This window comes from Streptomyces sp. NRRL S-378 (assembly GCF_000720645.1).
Classification (GTDB): domain Bacteria; phylum Actinomycetota; class Actinomycetes; order Streptomycetales; family Streptomycetaceae; genus Streptomyces.
The window spans coordinates 1-17,091 of record NZ_JOBX01000063.1; the positions used below are offsets into that span (position 1 = coordinate 1).

At 71.7% G+C, this 17,091-nt stretch carries 17 protein-coding genes; 4 read left to right on the forward strand and 13 right to left on the reverse strand.

Translation table 11 applies throughout. The features are described 5' to 3' along the window. Window positions 1–126 precede the first annotated feature (126 nt). The 8 genes from hisF to hisD are packed head-to-tail and all read right to left on the reverse strand — an operon-like array spanning window position 127 to window position 5,846. Entirely contained in the window at window positions 127–882 is a 756-nt protein-coding gene (gene hisF, locus IH80_RS0131380) for an imidazole glycerol phosphate synthase subunit HisF (protein ID WP_030964990.1), read from the reverse strand. Beyond that, window positions 879–1,277 (reverse strand): RidA family protein, encoded by a 399-nt coding sequence (locus IH80_RS0131385; RefSeq protein WP_030964991.1) that lies wholly within the window; start codon window positions 1,275–1,277, stop codon window positions 879–881. The genes hisF and IH80_RS0131385 overlap by 4 nt, the downstream gene beginning before the upstream one ends. Further along, complete coding sequence (priA, locus tag IH80_RS0131390) at window positions 1,274–2,002, reverse strand: bifunctional 1-(5-phosphoribosyl)-5-((5-phosphoribosylamino)methylideneamino)imidazole-4-carboxamide isomerase/phosphoribosylanthranilate isomerase PriA (protein WP_030964992.1); 729 nt, start codon at window positions 2,000–2,002, stop codon at window positions 1,274–1,276. Before priA ends, IH80_RS0131385 begins: the two co-directional genes overlap by 4 nt. Then, the gene (hisH, locus tag IH80_RS0131395) at window positions 2,002–2,652 is read right to left on the reverse strand and encodes an imidazole glycerol phosphate synthase subunit HisH (RefSeq protein ID WP_030964994.1); all 651 of its coding nucleotides are present in this window, start codon (window positions 2,650–2,652) and stop codon (window positions 2,002–2,004) included. Before hisH ends, priA begins: the two co-directional genes overlap by 1 nt. After that, a complete protein-coding gene (locus IH80_RS45455; protein WP_030855494.1) occupies window positions 2,649–2,816 on the reverse strand; it encodes a hypothetical protein in 168 nt (55 codons plus the stop codon). Before IH80_RS45455 ends, hisH begins: the two co-directional genes overlap by 4 nt. 2 nt (window positions 2,817–2,818) lie before the next feature. Next, window positions 2,819–3,412 carry an imidazoleglycerol-phosphate dehydratase HisB gene (hisB, locus tag IH80_RS0131405; RefSeq protein ID WP_030028107.1) on the reverse strand — a complete coding sequence of 198 codons (594 nt, stop codon included), beginning with the start codon at window positions 3,410–3,412 and terminating at the stop codon, window positions 2,819–2,821. Beyond that, window positions 3,409–4,518, reverse strand: a complete 1,110-nt coding sequence (locus tag IH80_RS0131410) for a histidinol-phosphate transaminase (protein ID WP_037881677.1) — start codon at window positions 4,516–4,518, stop codon at window positions 3,409–3,411. Before IH80_RS0131410 ends, hisB begins: the two co-directional genes overlap by 4 nt. Beyond that, window positions 4,515–5,846 (reverse strand): histidinol dehydrogenase, encoded by a 1,332-nt coding sequence (gene hisD / locus IH80_RS0131415; protein WP_030964996.1) that lies wholly within the window; start codon window positions 5,844–5,846, stop codon window positions 4,515–4,517. Before hisD ends, IH80_RS0131410 begins: the two co-directional genes overlap by 4 nt. A gap of 135 nt (window positions 5,847–5,981) precedes the next feature. On the opposite strand from hisD, the gene IH80_RS0131420 reads away from it, so the two are divergent. From IH80_RS0131420 to ybaK, 3 genes are read left to right on the forward strand one after another with little or no spacing between them, the layout of a single operon-like run. Then, window positions 5,982–7,580 carry a hypothetical protein gene (locus IH80_RS0131420; protein ID WP_030964997.1) on the forward strand — a complete coding sequence of 533 codons (1,599 nt, stop codon included), beginning with the start codon at window positions 5,982–5,984 and terminating at the stop codon, window positions 7,578–7,580. Between the two features lie 34 nt (window positions 7,581–7,614). Next, window positions 7,615–8,352: an LON peptidase substrate-binding domain-containing protein gene (locus IH80_RS0131425; RefSeq protein WP_030964999.1), complete on the forward strand. Its 738-nt coding sequence runs from the start codon at window positions 7,615–7,617 to the stop codon at window positions 8,350–8,352. 10 nt (window positions 8,353–8,362) lie between these two features. Then, the gene (ybaK, locus tag IH80_RS0131430; protein WP_030965000.1) at window positions 8,363–8,857 is read left to right on the forward strand and encodes a Cys-tRNA(Pro) deacylase; all 495 of its coding nucleotides are present in this window, start codon (window positions 8,363–8,365) and stop codon (window positions 8,855–8,857) included. 164 nt (window positions 8,858–9,021) lie between these two features. On the opposite strand, the gene IH80_RS39920 is transcribed toward ybaK, so the two are convergent. From IH80_RS39920 to IH80_RS0131450, 4 genes are read right to left on the reverse strand one after another with little or no spacing between them, the layout of a single operon-like run. After that, window positions 9,022–9,711 (reverse strand): hypothetical protein, encoded by a 690-nt coding sequence (locus IH80_RS39920; protein ID WP_063757362.1) that lies wholly within the window; start codon window positions 9,709–9,711, stop codon window positions 9,022–9,024. A 47-nt stretch (window positions 9,712–9,758) separates the two neighbouring features. After that, window positions 9,759–10,556: an ABC transporter permease gene (locus IH80_RS0131440; protein ID WP_051810172.1), complete on the reverse strand. Its 798-nt coding sequence runs from the start codon at window positions 10,554–10,556 to the stop codon at window positions 9,759–9,761. A 35-nt stretch (window positions 10,557–10,591) separates the two neighbouring features. Beyond that, window positions 10,592–11,629 carry an ABC transporter ATP-binding protein gene (locus IH80_RS0131445; protein WP_030965004.1) on the reverse strand — a complete coding sequence of 346 codons (1,038 nt, stop codon included), beginning with the start codon at window positions 11,627–11,629 and terminating at the stop codon, window positions 10,592–10,594. A 28-nt stretch (window positions 11,630–11,657) separates the two neighbouring features. Next, the gene (locus IH80_RS0131450; protein ID WP_234432446.1) at window positions 11,658–12,959 is read right to left on the reverse strand and encodes an NYN domain-containing protein; all 1,302 of its coding nucleotides are present in this window, start codon (window positions 12,957–12,959) and stop codon (window positions 11,658–11,660) included. 221 nt (window positions 12,960–13,180) lie between these two features. Between IH80_RS0131450 and IH80_RS45460 the strand changes: the two genes are divergently transcribed. Beyond that, a complete protein-coding gene (locus IH80_RS45460; RefSeq protein WP_199819336.1) occupies window positions 13,181–13,342 on the forward strand; it encodes a hypothetical protein in 162 nt (53 codons plus the stop codon). An 89-nt stretch (window positions 13,343–13,431) separates the two neighbouring features. Here the strand turns inward: IH80_RS45460 and dnaE are convergent, their stop codons facing one another. After that, window positions 13,432–16,974, reverse strand: coding sequence for a DNA polymerase III subunit alpha (gene dnaE, locus IH80_RS0131460; RefSeq protein WP_030965006.1), 3,543 nt, complete (start codon window positions 16,972–16,974; stop codon window positions 13,432–13,434). Between the last annotated feature and the right edge of the window lie 117 nt (window positions 16,975–17,091).

Below are 17,091 nucleotides of genomic sequence, written 5' to 3' on the forward strand. Positions count from 1 at the left end.
GGCGCACCCACCGGCCCGCACCCGGACACCACGTGCACCGCCCGGCCAGGGCAACCGCACCACCGCCGCACAAACCAGCCCCGCCGGCGCTTGAGGCGCGGCCACCGGCCCGCAGACGGGGAACGACTAGCGGACGGGGTGGCCCGCTTCGCGGAGGGCCGACTTGACCTCGGAGATCCGCAGGTCGCCGAAGTGGAACACCGACGCGGCGAGCACCGCGTCCGCGCCCGCCGCGATCGCCGGGGCGAAGTCCGCGAGGCGGCCCGCGCCGCCGGAGGCGATCACCGGCACGGTGACGTGCTTGCGGACCGCCGCGATCATCTCCGTGTCGTAGCCGTCCTTGGTGCCGTCGGCGTCCATCGAGTTCAGCAGGATCTCGCCGGCGCCCAGCTCCGCGGCCCGGTGGGCCCACTCGACGGCGTCGATGCCGGTGCCCCGCCGGCCGCCGTGGGTGGTGACCTCGAAGGAACCCGACGCGGTGCGGCGGGCGTCGACCGACAGCACGAGGACCTGCCGCCCGAACCGTTCCGCGATCTCCTGGATCAGCTCGGGGCGGGCGATGGCTGCGGTGTTCACACCGACCTTGTCCGCTCCGGCCCGCAGGAGCTTGTCGACGTCGTCGGCCGTGCGGACGCCGCCGCCCACCGTCAGCGGGATGAAGACCTGCTCGGCGGTGCGCCGCACCACGTCGTAGGTGGTCTCGCGGTTCCCGGAGGACGCGGTGATGTCGAGGAAGGTCAGCTCGTCGGCGCCCTCGGCGTCGTACAGCTTGGCCATCTCCACCGGGTCGCCCGCGTCGCGCAGGTTCTGGAAGTTGACGCCCTTGACGACCCGGCCGTTGTCCACGTCCAGGCAGGGGATCACGCGTACGGCGAGGCTCATGCGGGCACCGCCTTGTACGCCTCGACCTCCACCTCGACGACCATCGACGGGTCGACGAAGCCGGAGACGATGAGCATCGTCGCGGCCGGGCGGACCGCGTCGAAGAGTTCCTTGTGGGCGCGGCCCACCTCGTCCACGTCGCGGGCGTGCGTCAGGTACATGCGGGTGCGGACGACGTCCTCGGGGCCGAGGCCGGCCTGGGCGAGGGCCTTGAAGGCGACGCCGAAGGCGGCGACGGTCTGGTCGTACGGGCCGCCCGCGTCGGCCGCGGTGCAGCCGGAGACCAGGACGAGGCCGTTGGGCAGCTGCACGGCGCGGGAGTACGCGATGACGTCCTCGTAGGGGCCGCCGGAGGAGATCCGGCGGACGGCGCCGGTGTCGGGGGTGCTGCTCATGCGGAGACCACCTTCAGGGCTTCTTCCAGGGTGAAGGCCTTGGCGTACAGGGCCTTGCCGACGATCGCGCCCTCGACGCCCAGCGGTACCAGCTCGGACAGGGCCCGCAGGTCGTCCAGGGAGGAGACGCCGCCGGAGGCGACGACGGGCCGGTCGGTGGCGGCGCAGACGTTGCGCAGCAGCTCCAGGTTGGGGCCGGTGAGCGTGCCGTCCTTGCCGATGTCGGTGACGACGTAGCGGGCGCAGCCCTCGGAGTCGAGGCGGGCGAGGGTCTCGTAGAGGTCGCCGCCCTCGCTGGTCCAGCCGCGGCCCTTGAGGGTGGTGCCGCGCACGTCGAGGCCGATGGCGATCTTGTCGCCGTGCTCGGCGATGGCCTTGGCGGCCCACTCGGGGGTCTCCAGGGCGGCGGTGCCGAGGTTGACGCGGGTGCAGCCGGTGGCGAGGGCCGCGGCGAGCGAGGCGTCGTCGCGGATGCCGCCGGACAGCTCGACCTTGATGTCCATGGCGCGGGTGATCTCGGCGACCAGGGCGCGGTTGTCGCCGGTGCCGAAGGCCGCGTCCAGGTCGACGAGGTGGAGCCATTCGGCGCCGGCGGCCTGCCAGGCGAGGGCGGCCTGCAGCGGGGAGCCGTAGGAGGTCTCGCTGCCGGAGACGCCGTGGACGAGGCGGACGGCCTGGCCGTCGCGGACGTCGACCGCGGGGAGCAGTTCAAGCGTGTTCGGCATCAGAGGGTCTCGATCCAGTTGGTGAGGAGCTGGGCGCCGGCGTCGCCGGACTTCTCGGGGTGGAACTGGGTGGCCCACAGGGCCCCGTTCTCCACCGCCGCGACGAAGCGTTCGCCGTGGGTGGCCCAGGTGACCTTGGGGGCGCGGATCAGCGGGTTGGTGACTTCCAGGCTCCAGTCGCGTGCCGCGTAGGAGTGGACGAAGTAGAACCGGGCGTCGGCGTCCAGGCCGGCGAAGGCCTGGCTGTCGGCCGGGGCCTCGACGGTGTTCCAGCCCATGTGCGGGACGATCGGGGCCTTGAGCGGGCCGACCGTGCCGGGCCACTCGTCGAGACCTGAAGTCTCCACGCCGTGTTCGATGCCGCGCTCGAAGAGGATCTGCATGCCGACGCAGATGCCCATGACCGGGCGGCCGCCGGAGAGCCGGCGGCCGATGATCCAGTCGCCGCGGACGTCCTTGAGGCCCTGCATGCAGGCGGAGAAGGCGCCGACGCCGGGGACGAGGAGTCCGTCGGCGTCCATGGCCTTGTCGTAGTCCCGGGTGATCTCGACGTCCGCGCCGACGCGGGCGAGGGCGCGTTCGGCGGAGCGGACGTTGCCGAAGCCGTAGTCGAAGACGACGACCTTCTTGGTGGGGCGTGCTGTGCTCATTCCCAGATTCCTTGGATTCGCAGGACTCCGGCTGCCAGACACATCGCGGAGGCGAGGGCGAGCAGGATGATGACCGACTTGGGCATCTGCTGCTTCTGGAAGGAGTAGACGCCCCCGGCCAGGAAGAGGCCGAGGACGATCAGGATGGTGTTCAGCCCGTTCACTGCTAGAGGGCGCCCTTCGTGGAGGGCAGGATGCCGGCGGCGCGCGGGTCGAACTCGGCGGCGTAGCGCAGCGCGCGGGCGAGGGCCTTGAACTGGCACTCCACGATGTGGTGGGCGTTGCGGCCGTACGGGACGTGGACGTGCAGGGCGATCTGCGCCTGGGCGACGAAGGACTCCAGGATGTGCCGGGTCATCGTCGTGTCGTAGGAGCCGATCATCGGTGCCATGTTCTCGGGCTCGGTGTGCACGAGGTAGGGGCGGCCGGACAGGTCGACGGTCACCTGGGCGAGGGACTCGTCGAGCGGCACGGTGCAGTTGCCGAAGCGGTAGATGCCCACCTTGTCGCCGAGGGCCTGCTTGAAGGCGGCGCCGAGGGCGAGGGCGGTGTCCTCGATGGTGTGGTGGGAGTCGATGTGCAGGTCGCCGTCGGTCTTGACGGTGAGGTCGAAGAGGCCGTGGCGGCCGAGCTGGTCGAGCATGTGGTCGTAGAAGCCCACGCCCGTCGAGACGTCGACCTGGCCGGTTCCGTCGAGGTTTATCTCGACGACGACGGAGGTCTCCTTGGTGGTCCGTTCGACCCGTCCGATGCGGCTCATGCGTGCTGCTCCTTCTTCAGTGCGCGAACCGCTTCCAGGAACGCGTCGTTCTCTGCCGGGGTGCCGGCGGTGACCCGCAGCCGGCCGGGTACGCCGTTGTCCCGGACCAGGACCCCGTGGTCGAGGATCTTCTGCCAGGCGGTGTGCGAGTCCTCGAACTTCCCGAACTGGATGAAGTTCGCGTCGGACTCGGTGACCTCGTATCCGATGGCCCGCAGCTCGGTGACGAGGCGGTCCCGCTCGGCTTTGAGCTGCTCGACGTAGCCGAGCAGGGTGTCGGTGTGCTCCAGGGCGGCCAGGGCCGTCGCCTGGGTGACGGCGGACAGGTGGTACGGCAGGCGCACCAGCTGGACGGCGTCGACGACGGCGGGGTGCGCGGCCAGGTAGCCCAGGCGCAGGCCGGCCGCGCCGAAGGCTTTGGACATGGTCCGGGAGATCACCATGTTGGGGCGGCCCTCGATGAGGGGCAGCAGCGAGTCCCGGTGGCTGAACTCCACGTAGGCCTCGTCGACGATGACGAGGGAGGGCTTGGCCGACTGGGCCGCCTCGTAGAGGGCCAGGACGGTCGCCGCGTCGACCGCGGTGCCCGTGGGGTTGTTGGGCGAGGTGATGAAGACGACATCGGGTGCGTGCTCGGCGATCGCCCGCTCGGCCGCTTCCACGTCGATGGTGAAGTCCTCGCGGCGCGGGCCGGAGATCCAGCCCGTGCCGGTGCCGCGGGAGATCAGCGCGTGCATGGAGTAGGAGGGCTCGAAGCCGATCGCGGTGCGGCCGGGCCCGCCGAAGGTCTGCAGCAGCTGCTGGATGACCTCGTTGGAGCCGTTGGCGGCCCATACGTTCTCCCGCGTGACCGGGTGCTTGCCGGTACGGGTGAGGTAGGCGGCCAGCTCGGTGCGCAGCTCGACCGCGTCCCGGTCCGGGTAGCGGTTGAGGGTGCGGGCCGCGTCGGCGACGCGTTCGGCGATGCGCGCGACGAGTTCCGCGGGCAGCTCGTAGGGGTTCTCGTTGGTGTTCAGCTGGACGGGCACGTCGAGCTGCGGGGCGCCGTACGGGCTCTTGCCGCGCAGTTCGTCCCGGATGGGGAGGTCGTCGATGCCGATGCTCACGGGGTGGGGACCTTCCATCCGAAGCGTGCCTTGAGGGCGGCGCCGTGGGCGGGCAGGTCCTCGGCCTCGGCGAGGGTCACCACGTGGTGGGTGACCTCGGCGAGGGCGTCGCGGGTGTAGTCGACGATGTGGATGCCGCGCAGGAAGGACTGCACGGACAGGCCCGAGGAGTGGCAGGCGCAGCCGCCGGTGGGCAGGACGTGGTTGGAGCCGGCGCAGTAGTCGCCGAGGGAGACCGGGGCCCACGGGCCGACGAAGATCGCGCCGGCGTTGCGGACGCGGGCGGCCCAGGCGGCGGCGTCGGCGGTCTGGATCTCCAGGTGCTCGGCGCCGTAGGCGTCGACGACCTTGAGGCCGTCCTCCAGGCTGTCGACGAGCACGATCGCGGACTGCTTGCCGGCGAGGGCGGGCTTGATCCGGTCCTCGACGTGCTTGGTCGCGGCGACCTGCGGCTCCAGTTCCCGCTCGACGGCGTCCGCGAGCTCGGCGGAGTCCGTGACGAGGACTGCGGCGGCCAGCGGGTCGTGCTCGGCCTGGCTGATCAGGTCGGCGGCGACGTGCACCGGGTCGGCGGTGGAGTCGGCGAGGACGGCGATCTCGGTCGGGCCGGCCTCGGTGTCGATGCCGATCCGGCCGGTGAAGTAGCGCTTGGCGGCGGCGACCCAGATGTTGCCGGGGCCGGTGACCATGTTCACCGGCAGGCAGCCGTCGGGACCCGAGGTGCCGTACGCGAACATCGCGACGGCCACGGCGCCGCCGACCGCGTACACCTCGTCCACGCCGAGCAGGGCGCAGGCGGCGAGGATCGTCGGGTGCGGCAGACCGCCGAACTCCTTCTGCGGCGGGGACGCGAGCGCGATCGACTCGACGCCCGCCTCCTGGGCCGGCACCACGTTCATGACGACGGACGACGGGTACACCGAACGGCCGCCCGGGGCGTACAGCCCCACGCGCTCCACCGGAACCCACTTCTCGGTCACGGTGCCGCCGGGGACCACCTGGGTGACGTGCTCGGTGCGGCGCTGCTCGCGGTGCACGATCCGGGCGCGCCGGATCGACTCCTCCAGGGCTGCGCGGACGGCCGGGTCGAGCTCGTCGAGGGCGGCCTTGAGGGCCTCCGCGGGCACCCTGACCTGCTCCAGCGTCACCCCGTCGAACTTCTGCGCGTACTCGATCAGCGCCGCCGTGCCACGATGATGGACGTCCTCGCAGATGGGCCGCACCTTCTCCAGGGCGGCTTCCACGTCGAACTCGGCACGGGGCAGCAGGTCGCGCAGGGCGCCGCCCTCGGGGAGGGCGTCACCGCGCAGGTCGATACGAGAGATCACCTCCCAATTCTCTCAGACCGCCTCGTGCCACTGTCCGCCCGTATCACTGGCTGATACACGTCCCGGACGTCCCCGGACGTCACCGGCGCCCGTTAGCGTTCGCCTACACGTACATGACGGCGGAGGGGGACCGCGGTGACCGAGGCGAGCCCGGACGGGGAACCGGCCGATCTGAGCGCTTCCGAGCGCCGCATGTGGGAGGCCTTCCGCACGGGCAGCGTCTGCGACCTCAGTGCCCGGGCGGCCGACCAGGACGATCCGCATTCCGACCGCGTGTGGGGGCCGGGGCGCAGCGTCCGCGCCCGGGTGGTGGCGCTGCTGCTGCTCCACGGTCCGCCGCCGGTGCCGGGCCGGGTGGCGTCGCTGAAGCTGCGCGGCGTACGGATCACCGGGCGCCTGGATCTTTCCGGTGGGACGGTTGCTCCGTACGTGGAGCTCCAGTCGTGCCGCTTCGACAGCGAGATCCAGCTGTCCGAGGCCCGCTTCGGCACGTTGCGCCTGGTCAACTGTGCGATCCCGCGGCTGGAGGCGTCCCGGCTGCACACGGAGGGCGACCTGCACCTGCCGCGCTGCCGGGTGGCGCGCGGGATCCGGCTGACCGACGCGCAGATCGGTACGGACCTGCTGGTCAGCCAGGTGGTGGTGCAGCGGGACACCAAGGGCCGGGCGATCGCCGCGGACGGGATGTCGGTCGCGCAGGACTTCCAGGGCGAGCTGCTGGAGACGTACGGGGAGGTGAGCCTGCGCGGCGCCAAGGTCGGCGTGTCGATGAACCTGCGCGGGGCCCGGCTGCGCAATCCCTCCGGGCGGTACGCGCTGAACGCGCCGCAGCTGACCGTGGAGCGGACCCTGTACCTGACCTCGATCGCGATGGGCTACGGCCGGGGCGGGTCGGGCTCCTCCACTCCCCCGTACGGGCTGGGCCGGACGCCGACGCGGGGTCAGCGGGCGCAGCCGTTCGAGTGCCGCGGCGGGCTGCGGCTGGACGACGGACGGTTCGGGGACGCCATCGACTTCTACGGCGCGCGGTTCCTGCTCACGGACGAGCAGGAGATCTCCCTGCGCCGGATCCAGACCCCGGAGTTCCGTTTCGTCGGGGAGGGGCCGGAGCGCGGCCGGGTGGTGGTGTCGGGGGCGAAGGTGGTCAAGCTCGTCGACACCGCCACGAGCTGGCCGGGCCCGGGCGGGGTGTCCATCGAGGGGTTCGAGTACGAGGACCTCGCGCCCCGCGGGCACTTCCCCCTCTCCCTTCGGCTGGCCTGGCTGGAGGCTGCGACGCCCGAGTACTCGCCGGGGCCGTACGAGCGGCTGGCGGCCGTGCTGCGTGCCTGCGGCGAGGACGCGGACGCGCGCGAGGTGCTGCTGGCCAAGCAGCGGCGGCGCCGGGCCACGCTGCCGCCGGGGCCGAAGGCGTGGGGGTACCTCCAGGACTGGACGGTGGTGTACGGGTACCGGCCGGGCCGGGCGGCGCTGTGGATGGCGGTGCTCTGGGCGGCGGGGACGCTGCTGTTCTCGCAGCTCGACCCGCCGGCGATCAAGCAGGACGAGCATCCGCAGTGGAGCGCACCGCTGTACGCGCTGGATCTGCTGCTCCCGGTGATCGACCTCGGCCAGCAGGGTCAGTGGAAACTGGCGGGCGGCTGGCAGTGGGGGGCGGCGGGCCTCGTCATCATGGGCTGGATCCTGGCCACGACGGTGGCGGCGGGGGCCTCCCGGCTGCTGCGGCGGGGGTGACGGGGCGCGTCTCCGGACGATTACCCTGTGCGTCGTGACCACCGTTCGCCTGCCACTCTTCCCGCTGAACTCGGTGCTGTTCCCGGGACTCGTCCTCCCGCTGAACGTCTTCGAGGAGCGTTATCGCGCCATGATGCGCGAGCTGCTGAAGACGGGTGAGGACGAGCCGCGCCGTTTCGCGGTCGTCGCGATCCGCGACGGCCGCGAGGTCGCCCCGACCGCACCCGGCCTGCCGGATCCGACGGCCCTGCCCGAGCGGGGCCCGTCCGCGGGCTTCGGCGCGGACCCGATCCAGGCGTTCCACCGGGTGGGCTGCATCGCGGACGCGGCGACGATCCGGGAGCGGGAGGACGGCAGCTTCGAGGTCCTGGCGACCGGTACGACGCGGGTCCGTCTGCTCTCGGTCGATTCCTCGGGACCCTTCCTGACCGCGGAGCTGGAGGAGCTCCCGGAGGACGCGGGCGACGGCGCCGGGGTCCTCGCGGAGGGCGTGCTGCGGGCCTTCCGCAGCTACCAGAAGCGGCTGGCCGGAGCCCGTGAGCGGTCCCTGACGGGCGCGGAGCTCCCCGACGAGCCGTCGGTGGTCTCGTACCTGGTGGCCGCGGCGGCGGTGCTGGACATCCCGTCGAAGCAGCGGCTGCTCCAAGCCCCGGACACGGCGACGCGGCTGGCGGAGGAGCTGAAGCTGCTGCGTACGGAGACGGCGGTGATCCGCCACCTCCCGTCGCTGCCGGCGGTGGAACTGACCCGGGCTCCGACGAGCCCCAACTGACGGGGGACCGATGGCGAAGAAGACGAAGCAGGCGGCCGGCACTCCGGCGATCGCGGCGCTGACGGCGGCGGGGGTGGCCTTCACGACGCACGCGTACGAGCACGACCCGGCGCACCCCTCGTACGGCGAGGAGGCCGCCGAGGCCATGGGGGTCTCGCCCACGCAGGTGTTCAAGACCCTCGTGGCGGACGTGGACGGCGTCCTGACGGTGGCGGTGGTCCCGGTCTCGGGGTCGCTGGACCTGAAGGCGCTGGCGACGGCGGTCGGCGGCAAGCGGGCGGCGATGGCGGACCCGGCCCTGGCGGAACGCACGACGGGTTACGTCCGCGGGGGCATCTCCCCGCTGGGGCAGCGCAAGCGGCTGCGCACGGTGATCGACGAGTCCGCGTCGACGCACCCCACGATCTGCTGCTCGGCGGGCCGGCGCGGCTTGGAGATCGAACTCTCCCCGACGGACCTGACGACCCTCACCGAGGCCACCCTGGCCCCGATCGGCCGCCCCTAGCCTCCGGCTCGGCCGGCCACCGGCCCGGCCCGTGGGCGATCGAGGCGCAGGTCCGGGCAGCGCTCGGCGGGGGCCGGAGCCCCGGGAAACGGAGCAGGGGCGGGACGGGCTCCGCGCAGCGGTACCGCACCGCCCACCGGCCATCGGCCACCAGCCCGGAAGGGTCAGGCGCGGGGGGCCTCCGACGCCGTCGGTCCGGTGTCGGTGGGCGGCAGCGCCCGCTCGGCCGACGGCGGCGCGGCGGGCTGGTAGTACCCGCTCCACCCGTACAGCGGATCCGGCTCCGGATCCCGCGGCGTCCACAGCGCGGTGAACCCCAGGTGCAGCAGTACGGCGGTCATCGGCCAGGCCAGCAGCGCCCCGTGCGCCATCAGCTCCAGCGGCGCGTCGAACGGCACGCCCTTGCCCGCGGCGGCCGCTGCGGCGGCCAGATCGGTCGACGACGCCCCGAGCCACAGCCCGAACCGCCACCCCGCCAGCGCGGCGAAGCAGGACCCCACGGCGAGCCCGATCACCAGCGGCACGCCACCGGCCCGGCGCCACAGGAACGTGCCGACGGCGCTCAGTGCGCCCAGTCCCGCCGCCAGCAGGAAGAAGGTGCCGTCGGCGGCGATCCGCGCCTCGCTCTCGGTGTTGCGCAGGAACACCGCCTCACCGTTGGAGACGTACTGCACCCGGGGTGCGAGCCACATCCACAGCAGTCCCAGGAGCAGCCCGGCCACCCCGACCGCCAGGGCCACAACGGCCCCGTCGCGGATGTCCTCCCGGGTGATGGCCGCGGCGGTGCCACCCGGCTTCTCGGGCGGCGACGGCGGCGGGTCGAACGGGGACTGCGGGGTCACGGCTTCGGTCACCCCCACATCGTGCCAGGTGTGCCCGGCCGGGGCGTCGGCGGACCGCGTCAGCGGACCGAGGCCCGCCGGTACGCCCAGGTCGCGACGGCCAGGGAGACGACCCCCACGGCCCCGCACACGCCGAGGTCGAAGGCGACGGCGGCCCAGTCCGGCGACTGCTCGAAGGTCCGGGCGAACGCCTCCACGCCGTACGTGGACGGCAGTAGGTCCCGCGCCCACACGATCACGGCCGGCATCCGCTCGGGCGGCAGCACGCCCAGCAGCAGGGCCGCGGACATCCCGAGCTGTCCGGCGAGGGTGGCCAGTTCCTGGCGCGGGGCCAGCAGCCCCAGCGCAGCGCCGAGCCCGGCCAGCGCGGCCCCGGCCAGCGGCACCACGGCGGCCAGGATCCACAGCCCGCCCATCGGCAGGCCGAAGAGCAGGCACCCGAAGACCGCCGTGACCAGCGTCCCCGGCAGGGTGAAGGAGGCGTACGCGGCGGCCGCGCCCAGCACCACCGAGGCGGGCGGTACGGGCAGGGTGGCGTAGTGGTCGAGTCCGCCGCCGGCCCGCAGCTGCCCGAAGTACTGCGCGAGCAGGTTCAGCGCGACGAAGGCGACGACGAGCACCGAGGAGCCGGCCACGACGGCCCGGGCCTCCGAGCCGCCGTCGACGACGCCCCTCATCAGGATCATGATCCCGACGGACTGGAAGGTGGCGACGAACAGCAGCGGGATGCGCGCCACCCGTGCCCGGGACAGCTGGGCGCGGTAGACGGCGGCCAGCGCGGGGAAGAACCGCGCGCCGGGCGCCAGCGGCGCGGCCACCTGCACAGGTGCGGGGTGCGGTACGGCGGCGTCGGGCACGGGCGCGGCCCGGACGGCTCCCGTCGTGCGGTCGCTCACGACTTCACCAGCCCTTTCGTCTTGCCGCCGAGGGCCAGGTATACGTCTTCGAGGCTGGGGGTGGCCAGGGTGAAGTCGTCGAGCGCGGCGAAGGCGGGTCCGCCGGTGACCGAGGCCACCGCCGCCCTGGCCTCGTCCGGCGCCAGCCGGAGCACCCAGCGGCGTCCCGATTCGACGGCCCGGTCGCGCAGCAGGGCGACCTCGGGCACCTCCAGCGGAGCGGCTTCGCGCCACACCAGTTCCAGTCGGACCTCGCCGGAGACCCGGGCCTTCAGCGCGGTGGGGGTGTCGCAGGCGATGACCTTGCCCTGGTCGATGACGGCGACCCGGTCGAGGACGGTCTCGGCCTCGATGACGTTGTGGGTGACGAGCAGGACGGTCGCGCCGTGACGGGCGCGGCGCCGGTCCACGGCCGACCACACGGCCCGCCGGGCCACGGGGTCCATGCCGGTGGTGGGTTCGTCGAGGACGAGCACGGGTCGCTCGCCCACGAGTGCGGCGGCGAAGCAGGCGAGGCGTCGCTGGCCGCCGGAGAGCTTCTTCAGGGGTCGCCCGGCGATCGGGGTCAGCCCGAGTTCCTCCAGTACGGCGTCGCGCTCGGCGCGTGCCGCCCGTACGTCGAGGCCGCGGAGGCGTGCGGTGGTCTCGGCGGCCAGTGCCACCGTGAGCTCGTCCAGGGCGGTGGACTCCTGGCCGAGGTAGGCGAGCAGCCGGGAGGCCCGTCCGGGGTGGCGTACGAGGTCGTGGCCGAGGAGGGTCACGGTGCCCGAGTCGGGGCGCATGAGGCCGGTGAGCTGGCGGACCAGGGTGGACTTGCCGGCGCCGTTGGGGCCGAGCAGGCCGAAGATCTCGCCGCGCCGGACGTCGAGGCTGACGCCGTCGTTGGCGCGGGTCTCGGGCAGGGCGGGGGCGCCGCGCCGTCCGCGTACCGCGGGGTACGTCTTGACCAGGTCACGTACCGCGCAGACCACGTCCGACGCCGCTCCCGCGGCCGCCGCCGTGCTGTCCTGCGCCTGTGCTGTGCCCGTACTCACGAGGGAGCAGCCTACGGGGTTCCCGCCCCTACTCGGCCGCCGGGGTCAGCGGGGCGGCGAGGTCGCCCGGTGCGGTTCCGGGTGCGGCGGCCGGTACTGCCGCGACGTGCTCGGCGGCGGCGCGGACGTCGATCTCCCTCCAGAACCCGGCGCGGATGGCGTAGCGGTCGTGCTCGTCGATCTGGTCGTCCTTGTGCGCGAGCAGGCCGAACCGGGCGGCGTAGCGCAGCAGCTCTCCGTCGATGCGGTGCGGGATGCGCGGGTACATGGTGGCGAGTTTCTGCAGGTGCACGGTCTCGGGGAGCCGCTCCATCCAGCGCCGGGCGAACACCTGTCCCACCTCGAACGGGTCCCCGCCGACGGTGGTGATGTCCTCCTCCCGGTCCGCCCAGCGCTGTTCGGCGCTGGTGAGCTGGGCGAGGGTGGGCAGCGAGGCGGTCTCGGCGGGTTCTCCCAGGGGTCCCGCCCGGTCGATCCAGCCCTTGTCGGAGGACCAGCGCAGGGCGCTGGCGGGGGCGGGGGTGCCGGCGGCGGCGTGCTGTCCGCCGTGCGGGCCGGGGGCGCGCAGGGCGCCGGCGAGGTCCTTGGGCGTGGGGACGCTCTTTCCGCCGGGGGTGGTGGGCGCCGGTACGGGGGCCGCCTCCCGGTCGTCGTCCGCGGGGGCGGTGCCGTTGCGGGCGGCCTCGGCGAGCGCCGCCTCGGGCAGCGGGGCCGAGAGGATGGCGGCGATGTCGGGGCGGGGCACGGGTGGTGGGGCGCAGAGTCCGGCGAGGTCCTTGGCGCGGACGGCCCGGGTGATCCAGGCCCGGTCGAGGACACGGCGTTCGTCGGCCTCGGCGACGAGGTCCTCGGACTGGTTGTAGTCCCCGTCGGCGGCCTGGACGGCCCACAGGTGGACGGCGACGCCGTGTTCCTTGGCGGACATCAGGCCGGGCAGGAGGTCGCCGTCGCCGGTGACGAGGACCACGTCGGAGCAGGCGCGGTTGCGGGCGAGCTCGGTGAGTTCGGCGTGCATGGCGGCGTCGACGCCCTTCTGGGCCCAGCGGCCGTCGCTGCGGGTCAGGGCGCCGAGGCGGACGGTGACCCGGGACATGACGCGCAGCCTGCGGTGTTCGGGCTGCGGCACCCGGTCGGGTGCGCCGTCGAACCAGTAGATGCGCAGCAGGGGCTGCTGGGTGTCGGCCTCGGCACGCTCGCGCAGGCCCTGGATGAGGGCGGCATGGTCGACGGTGATCCGGGAGCGGGAGGGCTCCCCGGCGAGAAGGCTGGCGGCGGCGCCCAGCAGGTAGCCGGCGTCCACCAGGACGACGCAGCGGTCCACGCGTTCCACCCTCTTCCCTGGGGGGTCCCCGTGTGTTTTCCGGGGTGCCCCGAGTCTGCCCGACCTGGGGGGTGTTGAAGGCCGGAACTCGATCATCGGCGTGGCGGATCCGGCGGGGTGGCGGGGAACGGCCATCGGCTACGCGCAGTAATGATCCAAAATGCGCGGTTTCTGGCGCTGTGTGAGTGTGAAGGCGGTCCTGGCCCCTAGACCCTCACGGAGGCTCCACCATGGCCAAGAACAAGAACCAGAAGCAGCCGGCGAAGCAGCAGACCCGCTCGTCCGCGCAGGACACGTCGCGCTCCTCGGACTCCCCCGAGCAGTCGTCGCACGCCCCCAGTCCGATGGATCTGGCCCACAAGAGCAAGCAGAAGAAGTTCGGCCACAACTGACGTCCTTCGCGTCGGTCTGTGACGACCGGAACCGGAAGGGCCTGCCCGGCATCGCCGGGCAGGCCCTTCCGTGCGTGGGGCGGCCGCTCTCATCCGGCCAGGCAGGACGGTCCGAGGAGGACCTTCAGGTCTCCGAAGAGGGCCGGGTCGGGCTGTACGCGGTGCCGGTCGAGGCGCAGCACGGTGGTGGTGCGCGGCCCCTGGAGCTTGATCCGCACCTCGGTGTTGCCCTTGTGGTGGCGCAGGATCTCCCCCAGACGGGTCACCATCGGGGGCGTGACCTTGACCGTGGGGATGGTGAGGACCACGGGGGCGTTGGTGCCGGCCGAGGAGAGGTCGGGGACCATCATCTCCATGGCGACCAGGCGGGGGACGTCCTCGCGCTTGTCGAGGCGGCCCTTGACGAAGACGACGGTGTCCTCGACCAGCTGGGTGGAGACGAGCTGGTAGGTCGCGGGGAAGAACATGCACTCGATGGAGCCGGCCAGGTCCTCGACGGTGGCGATGGCCCAGGCGTTGCCCTGCTTGGTCATCTTGCGCTGGAGGCCGGAGATGATGCCGCCGATGGTGACGACGGCGCCGTCGGAGTGCTCGCCGCCGGTGAGCTGGGAGATGCCGGCGTCGGTCTTGTCGGAGAGGACGTGCTCCAGGCCGAAGAGCGGGTGGTCGGAGACGTAGAGGCCGAGCATCTCGCGTTCCTGGGCGAGGAGGTAGGACTTCTCCCATTCGACGTCGGAGAACTCCACGTCGAGGCCGAAGCCGGGCTCGTCGCCGCCGTCGTCGTCACCCATTCCGCCGAAGAGGTCGAACTGCCCCTCGGCTTCCTTGCGCTTGACCGCGACCACGTTGTCGATCATCGATTCGTGGTGGGCGACCAGGCCCTTGCGGGTGTGGCCCATCTCGTCGAAGGCCCCGGCCTTGATCAGCGACTCGATGGTGCGCTTGTTGCAGACGACGGCCTCGACCTTGTCCAGGAAGTCGGGGAAGGAGGAGAACTTCCCCTTGGACTTCCTGGTCTTGATGATCGAGTCGACGACGTTCTGGCCGACGTTGCGGACGGCGGTGAGCCCGAAGAGGATCACGTCGTCGCCCTGGGCGGCGAAGTTGGACTCCGACTCGTTGACGTTCGGCGGGAGCACCTTGATGCCCATGCGGCGGCACTCGTTGAGGTAGATCGCGGACTTGTCCTTGTCGTCCTTGACCGAGGTGAGCAGGCCGGCCATGTACTCGGCCGGGTAGTTCGCCTTGAGGTAGGCGGTCCAGTAGGAGACCAGGCCGTACGCGGCCGAGTGGGCCTTGTTGAAGGCGTAGCCGGCGAAGGGGACCAGGACGTCCCAGAGCTTCTGGATGGCCTCGTCGGAGTAGCCGTTCTTGCGGGCTCCCGCCTGGAAGATCGTGAAGTTCTTCGCCAGCTCCTCGGGCTTCTTCTTGCCCATGACGCGGCGCAGGATGTCGGCCTCGCCGAGCGAGTACCCGGCGATGATCTGGGCGGCCTTCTGCACCTGCTCCTGGTAGACGATCAGGCCGTAGGTGACCGCGAGCACCTCTTCGAGCGGCTTCTCCAGCTCGGGGTGGATCGGGGTGATCTCCTGCTGCTTGTTCTTGCGCAGGGCGTAGTTCGTGTGGGAGTTCATGCCCATCGGGCCCGGGCGGTAGAGCGCGGACACGGCGGAGATGTCTTCGAAGTTGTCGGGCTTCATCAGGCGCAGCAGGGAGCGCATGGGCCCGCCGTCGAACTGGAAGACGCCGAGGGTGTCGCCCCGGCCGAGCAGTTCGAAGGTCTTGGGGTCGTCGAGCGGGAGGGCCAGGAGGTCGATGTCGATCCCCTTGTTGGCCTTCACCATCTTGACGGCGTCGTCCATGATCGTGAGGTTGCGCAGGCCGAGGAAGTCCATCTTCAGCAGGCCGAGCGACTCGCAGCTCGGGTAGTCCCACTGGGTGATGGTGACGCCGTCGGTGTGCCGCACCCAGACGGGCACGTGGTCGGTGATCCGCTCGCTGGACATGATCACGCCGGCGGCGTGCACGCCCATCTGGCGGACCAGGCCCTCGACACCGCGGGCGGTGTCGATGACCTTCTTCACGTCCGGCTCGTTCTCGTACATGGCGCGGATCTCGCCGGCCTCGCTGTAGCGGGGGTGCGAGGGGTCGAGGATGCCGGAGAGCGGGATGCCCTTGCCGAGGACGTCGGCGGGCATGGCCTTGGTGAGGCGGTCGCCCATGGCGTACGGGTAGCCCAGGACGCGCGCGGAGTCCTTGATCGCGTTCTTGGCCTTGATGGTGCCGTACGTGCCGATCATGGCGACCTTGTCGGCGCCGTACTTCTCGGTCACGTACCGGATCACCTCGACGCGCCGACGCTCGTCGAAGTCGATGTCGACGTCGGGCATGGAGACGCGCTCGGGGTTGAGGAAGCGCTCGAAGATCAGGCCGTGCGGGATCGGGTCGAGGTCGGTGATGCCCATGGCGTAGGCGACGATCGAACCGGCCGCGGAGCCTCGGCCGGGGCCCACCGCGATGCCCTGGTTCTTGGCCCACATGATGAAGTCGGCGACCACGAGGAAGTAGCCGGGGAAGCCCATCGAGATGATCGTGTCCATCTCGTACTCGACCTGCTTCATGCGGTCCTCGGGGATGCCCCCGGGGAAGCGGCGGTGCATGCCGCGCATGGTTTCCTCGCGGAACCAGGTGACCTCGGTGTAGCCGTCCGGGATGTCGAACTTCGGCATCAGGTTCCGGAAGGTGAACATGCCCTCGGTGTCGATCTGGTCCGCGACCAGCTTGGTGTTGGCGCAGCCCTCCTGCCAGGCGTCCGAGGAGTCGATGGCGTACATCTCGTCGGTCGACTTCAGGTAGTAGCCGGAGCCGTCGAAGCGGAAGCGGTCGGGGTCCGAGAGGTTCTTGCCGGTCTGGATGCACAGCAGTGCGTCGTGCGCGGCGGCCTCGCTGGCGTAGGTGTAGTGCGAGTCGTTCGTGACCAGCGGCGGGATGCCGAGCTTCTTGCCGATCTCCAGCAGTCCGTCGCGGACCCGGCGCTCGATCTCGATGCCGTGGTCCATCAGCTCCAGGAAGTAGCGGTCCTTGCCGAAGATGTCCTGGTATTCGGAAGCCGATTTCAGGGCCTCGTCGAACTGGCCGAGGCGCAGGCGGGTCTGCAGTTCGCCGGAGGGGCAGCCGGTGGAGGCGATCAGCCCCTCGGACCACTTGCTGATGGTCTCCTTGTCCATGCGCGGCCACTTCGTGAGCCAGCCCTCGGCGTAGGCGTCGGAGGACAGCCGGAAGAGGTTGTGCAGGCCGGTGGAGTTCGCCGCCCAGATGGTCTTGTGGGTGTAACCGCCGGAACCGGAGACGTCGTCGCGCTTCTGGTGGGGCTGGCCCCACTGGATGCGGCGCTTGTTGCGCCGAGACTCGGGGGCGACGTACGCCTCGATGCCGATGATCGGCGTGATCCCGGCCTTCTGGGCGGAGTGGAAGAAGTCGTAGGCCCCGTGCAGGTTGCCGTGGTCGGACATGGCGATGTGCGTCATGCCCATCTCGTTGCACGCGTTGAACATGTCCTTCAGCCGTGCGGCACCGTCCAGCAGCGAGTACTGGGTGTGGACGTGGAGGTGCGTGAACGGCGTCTTGGTCACGGCGCTGGTCTCCTGGCGGCGGGGGGAGGGGGGCAGCTTCGAATCCTACGTCCCACGGGTGACAGATCCGGGGCACGCAGCGGTACGGTCGGGCGTTGCAGAACCAGGGGCACCGGT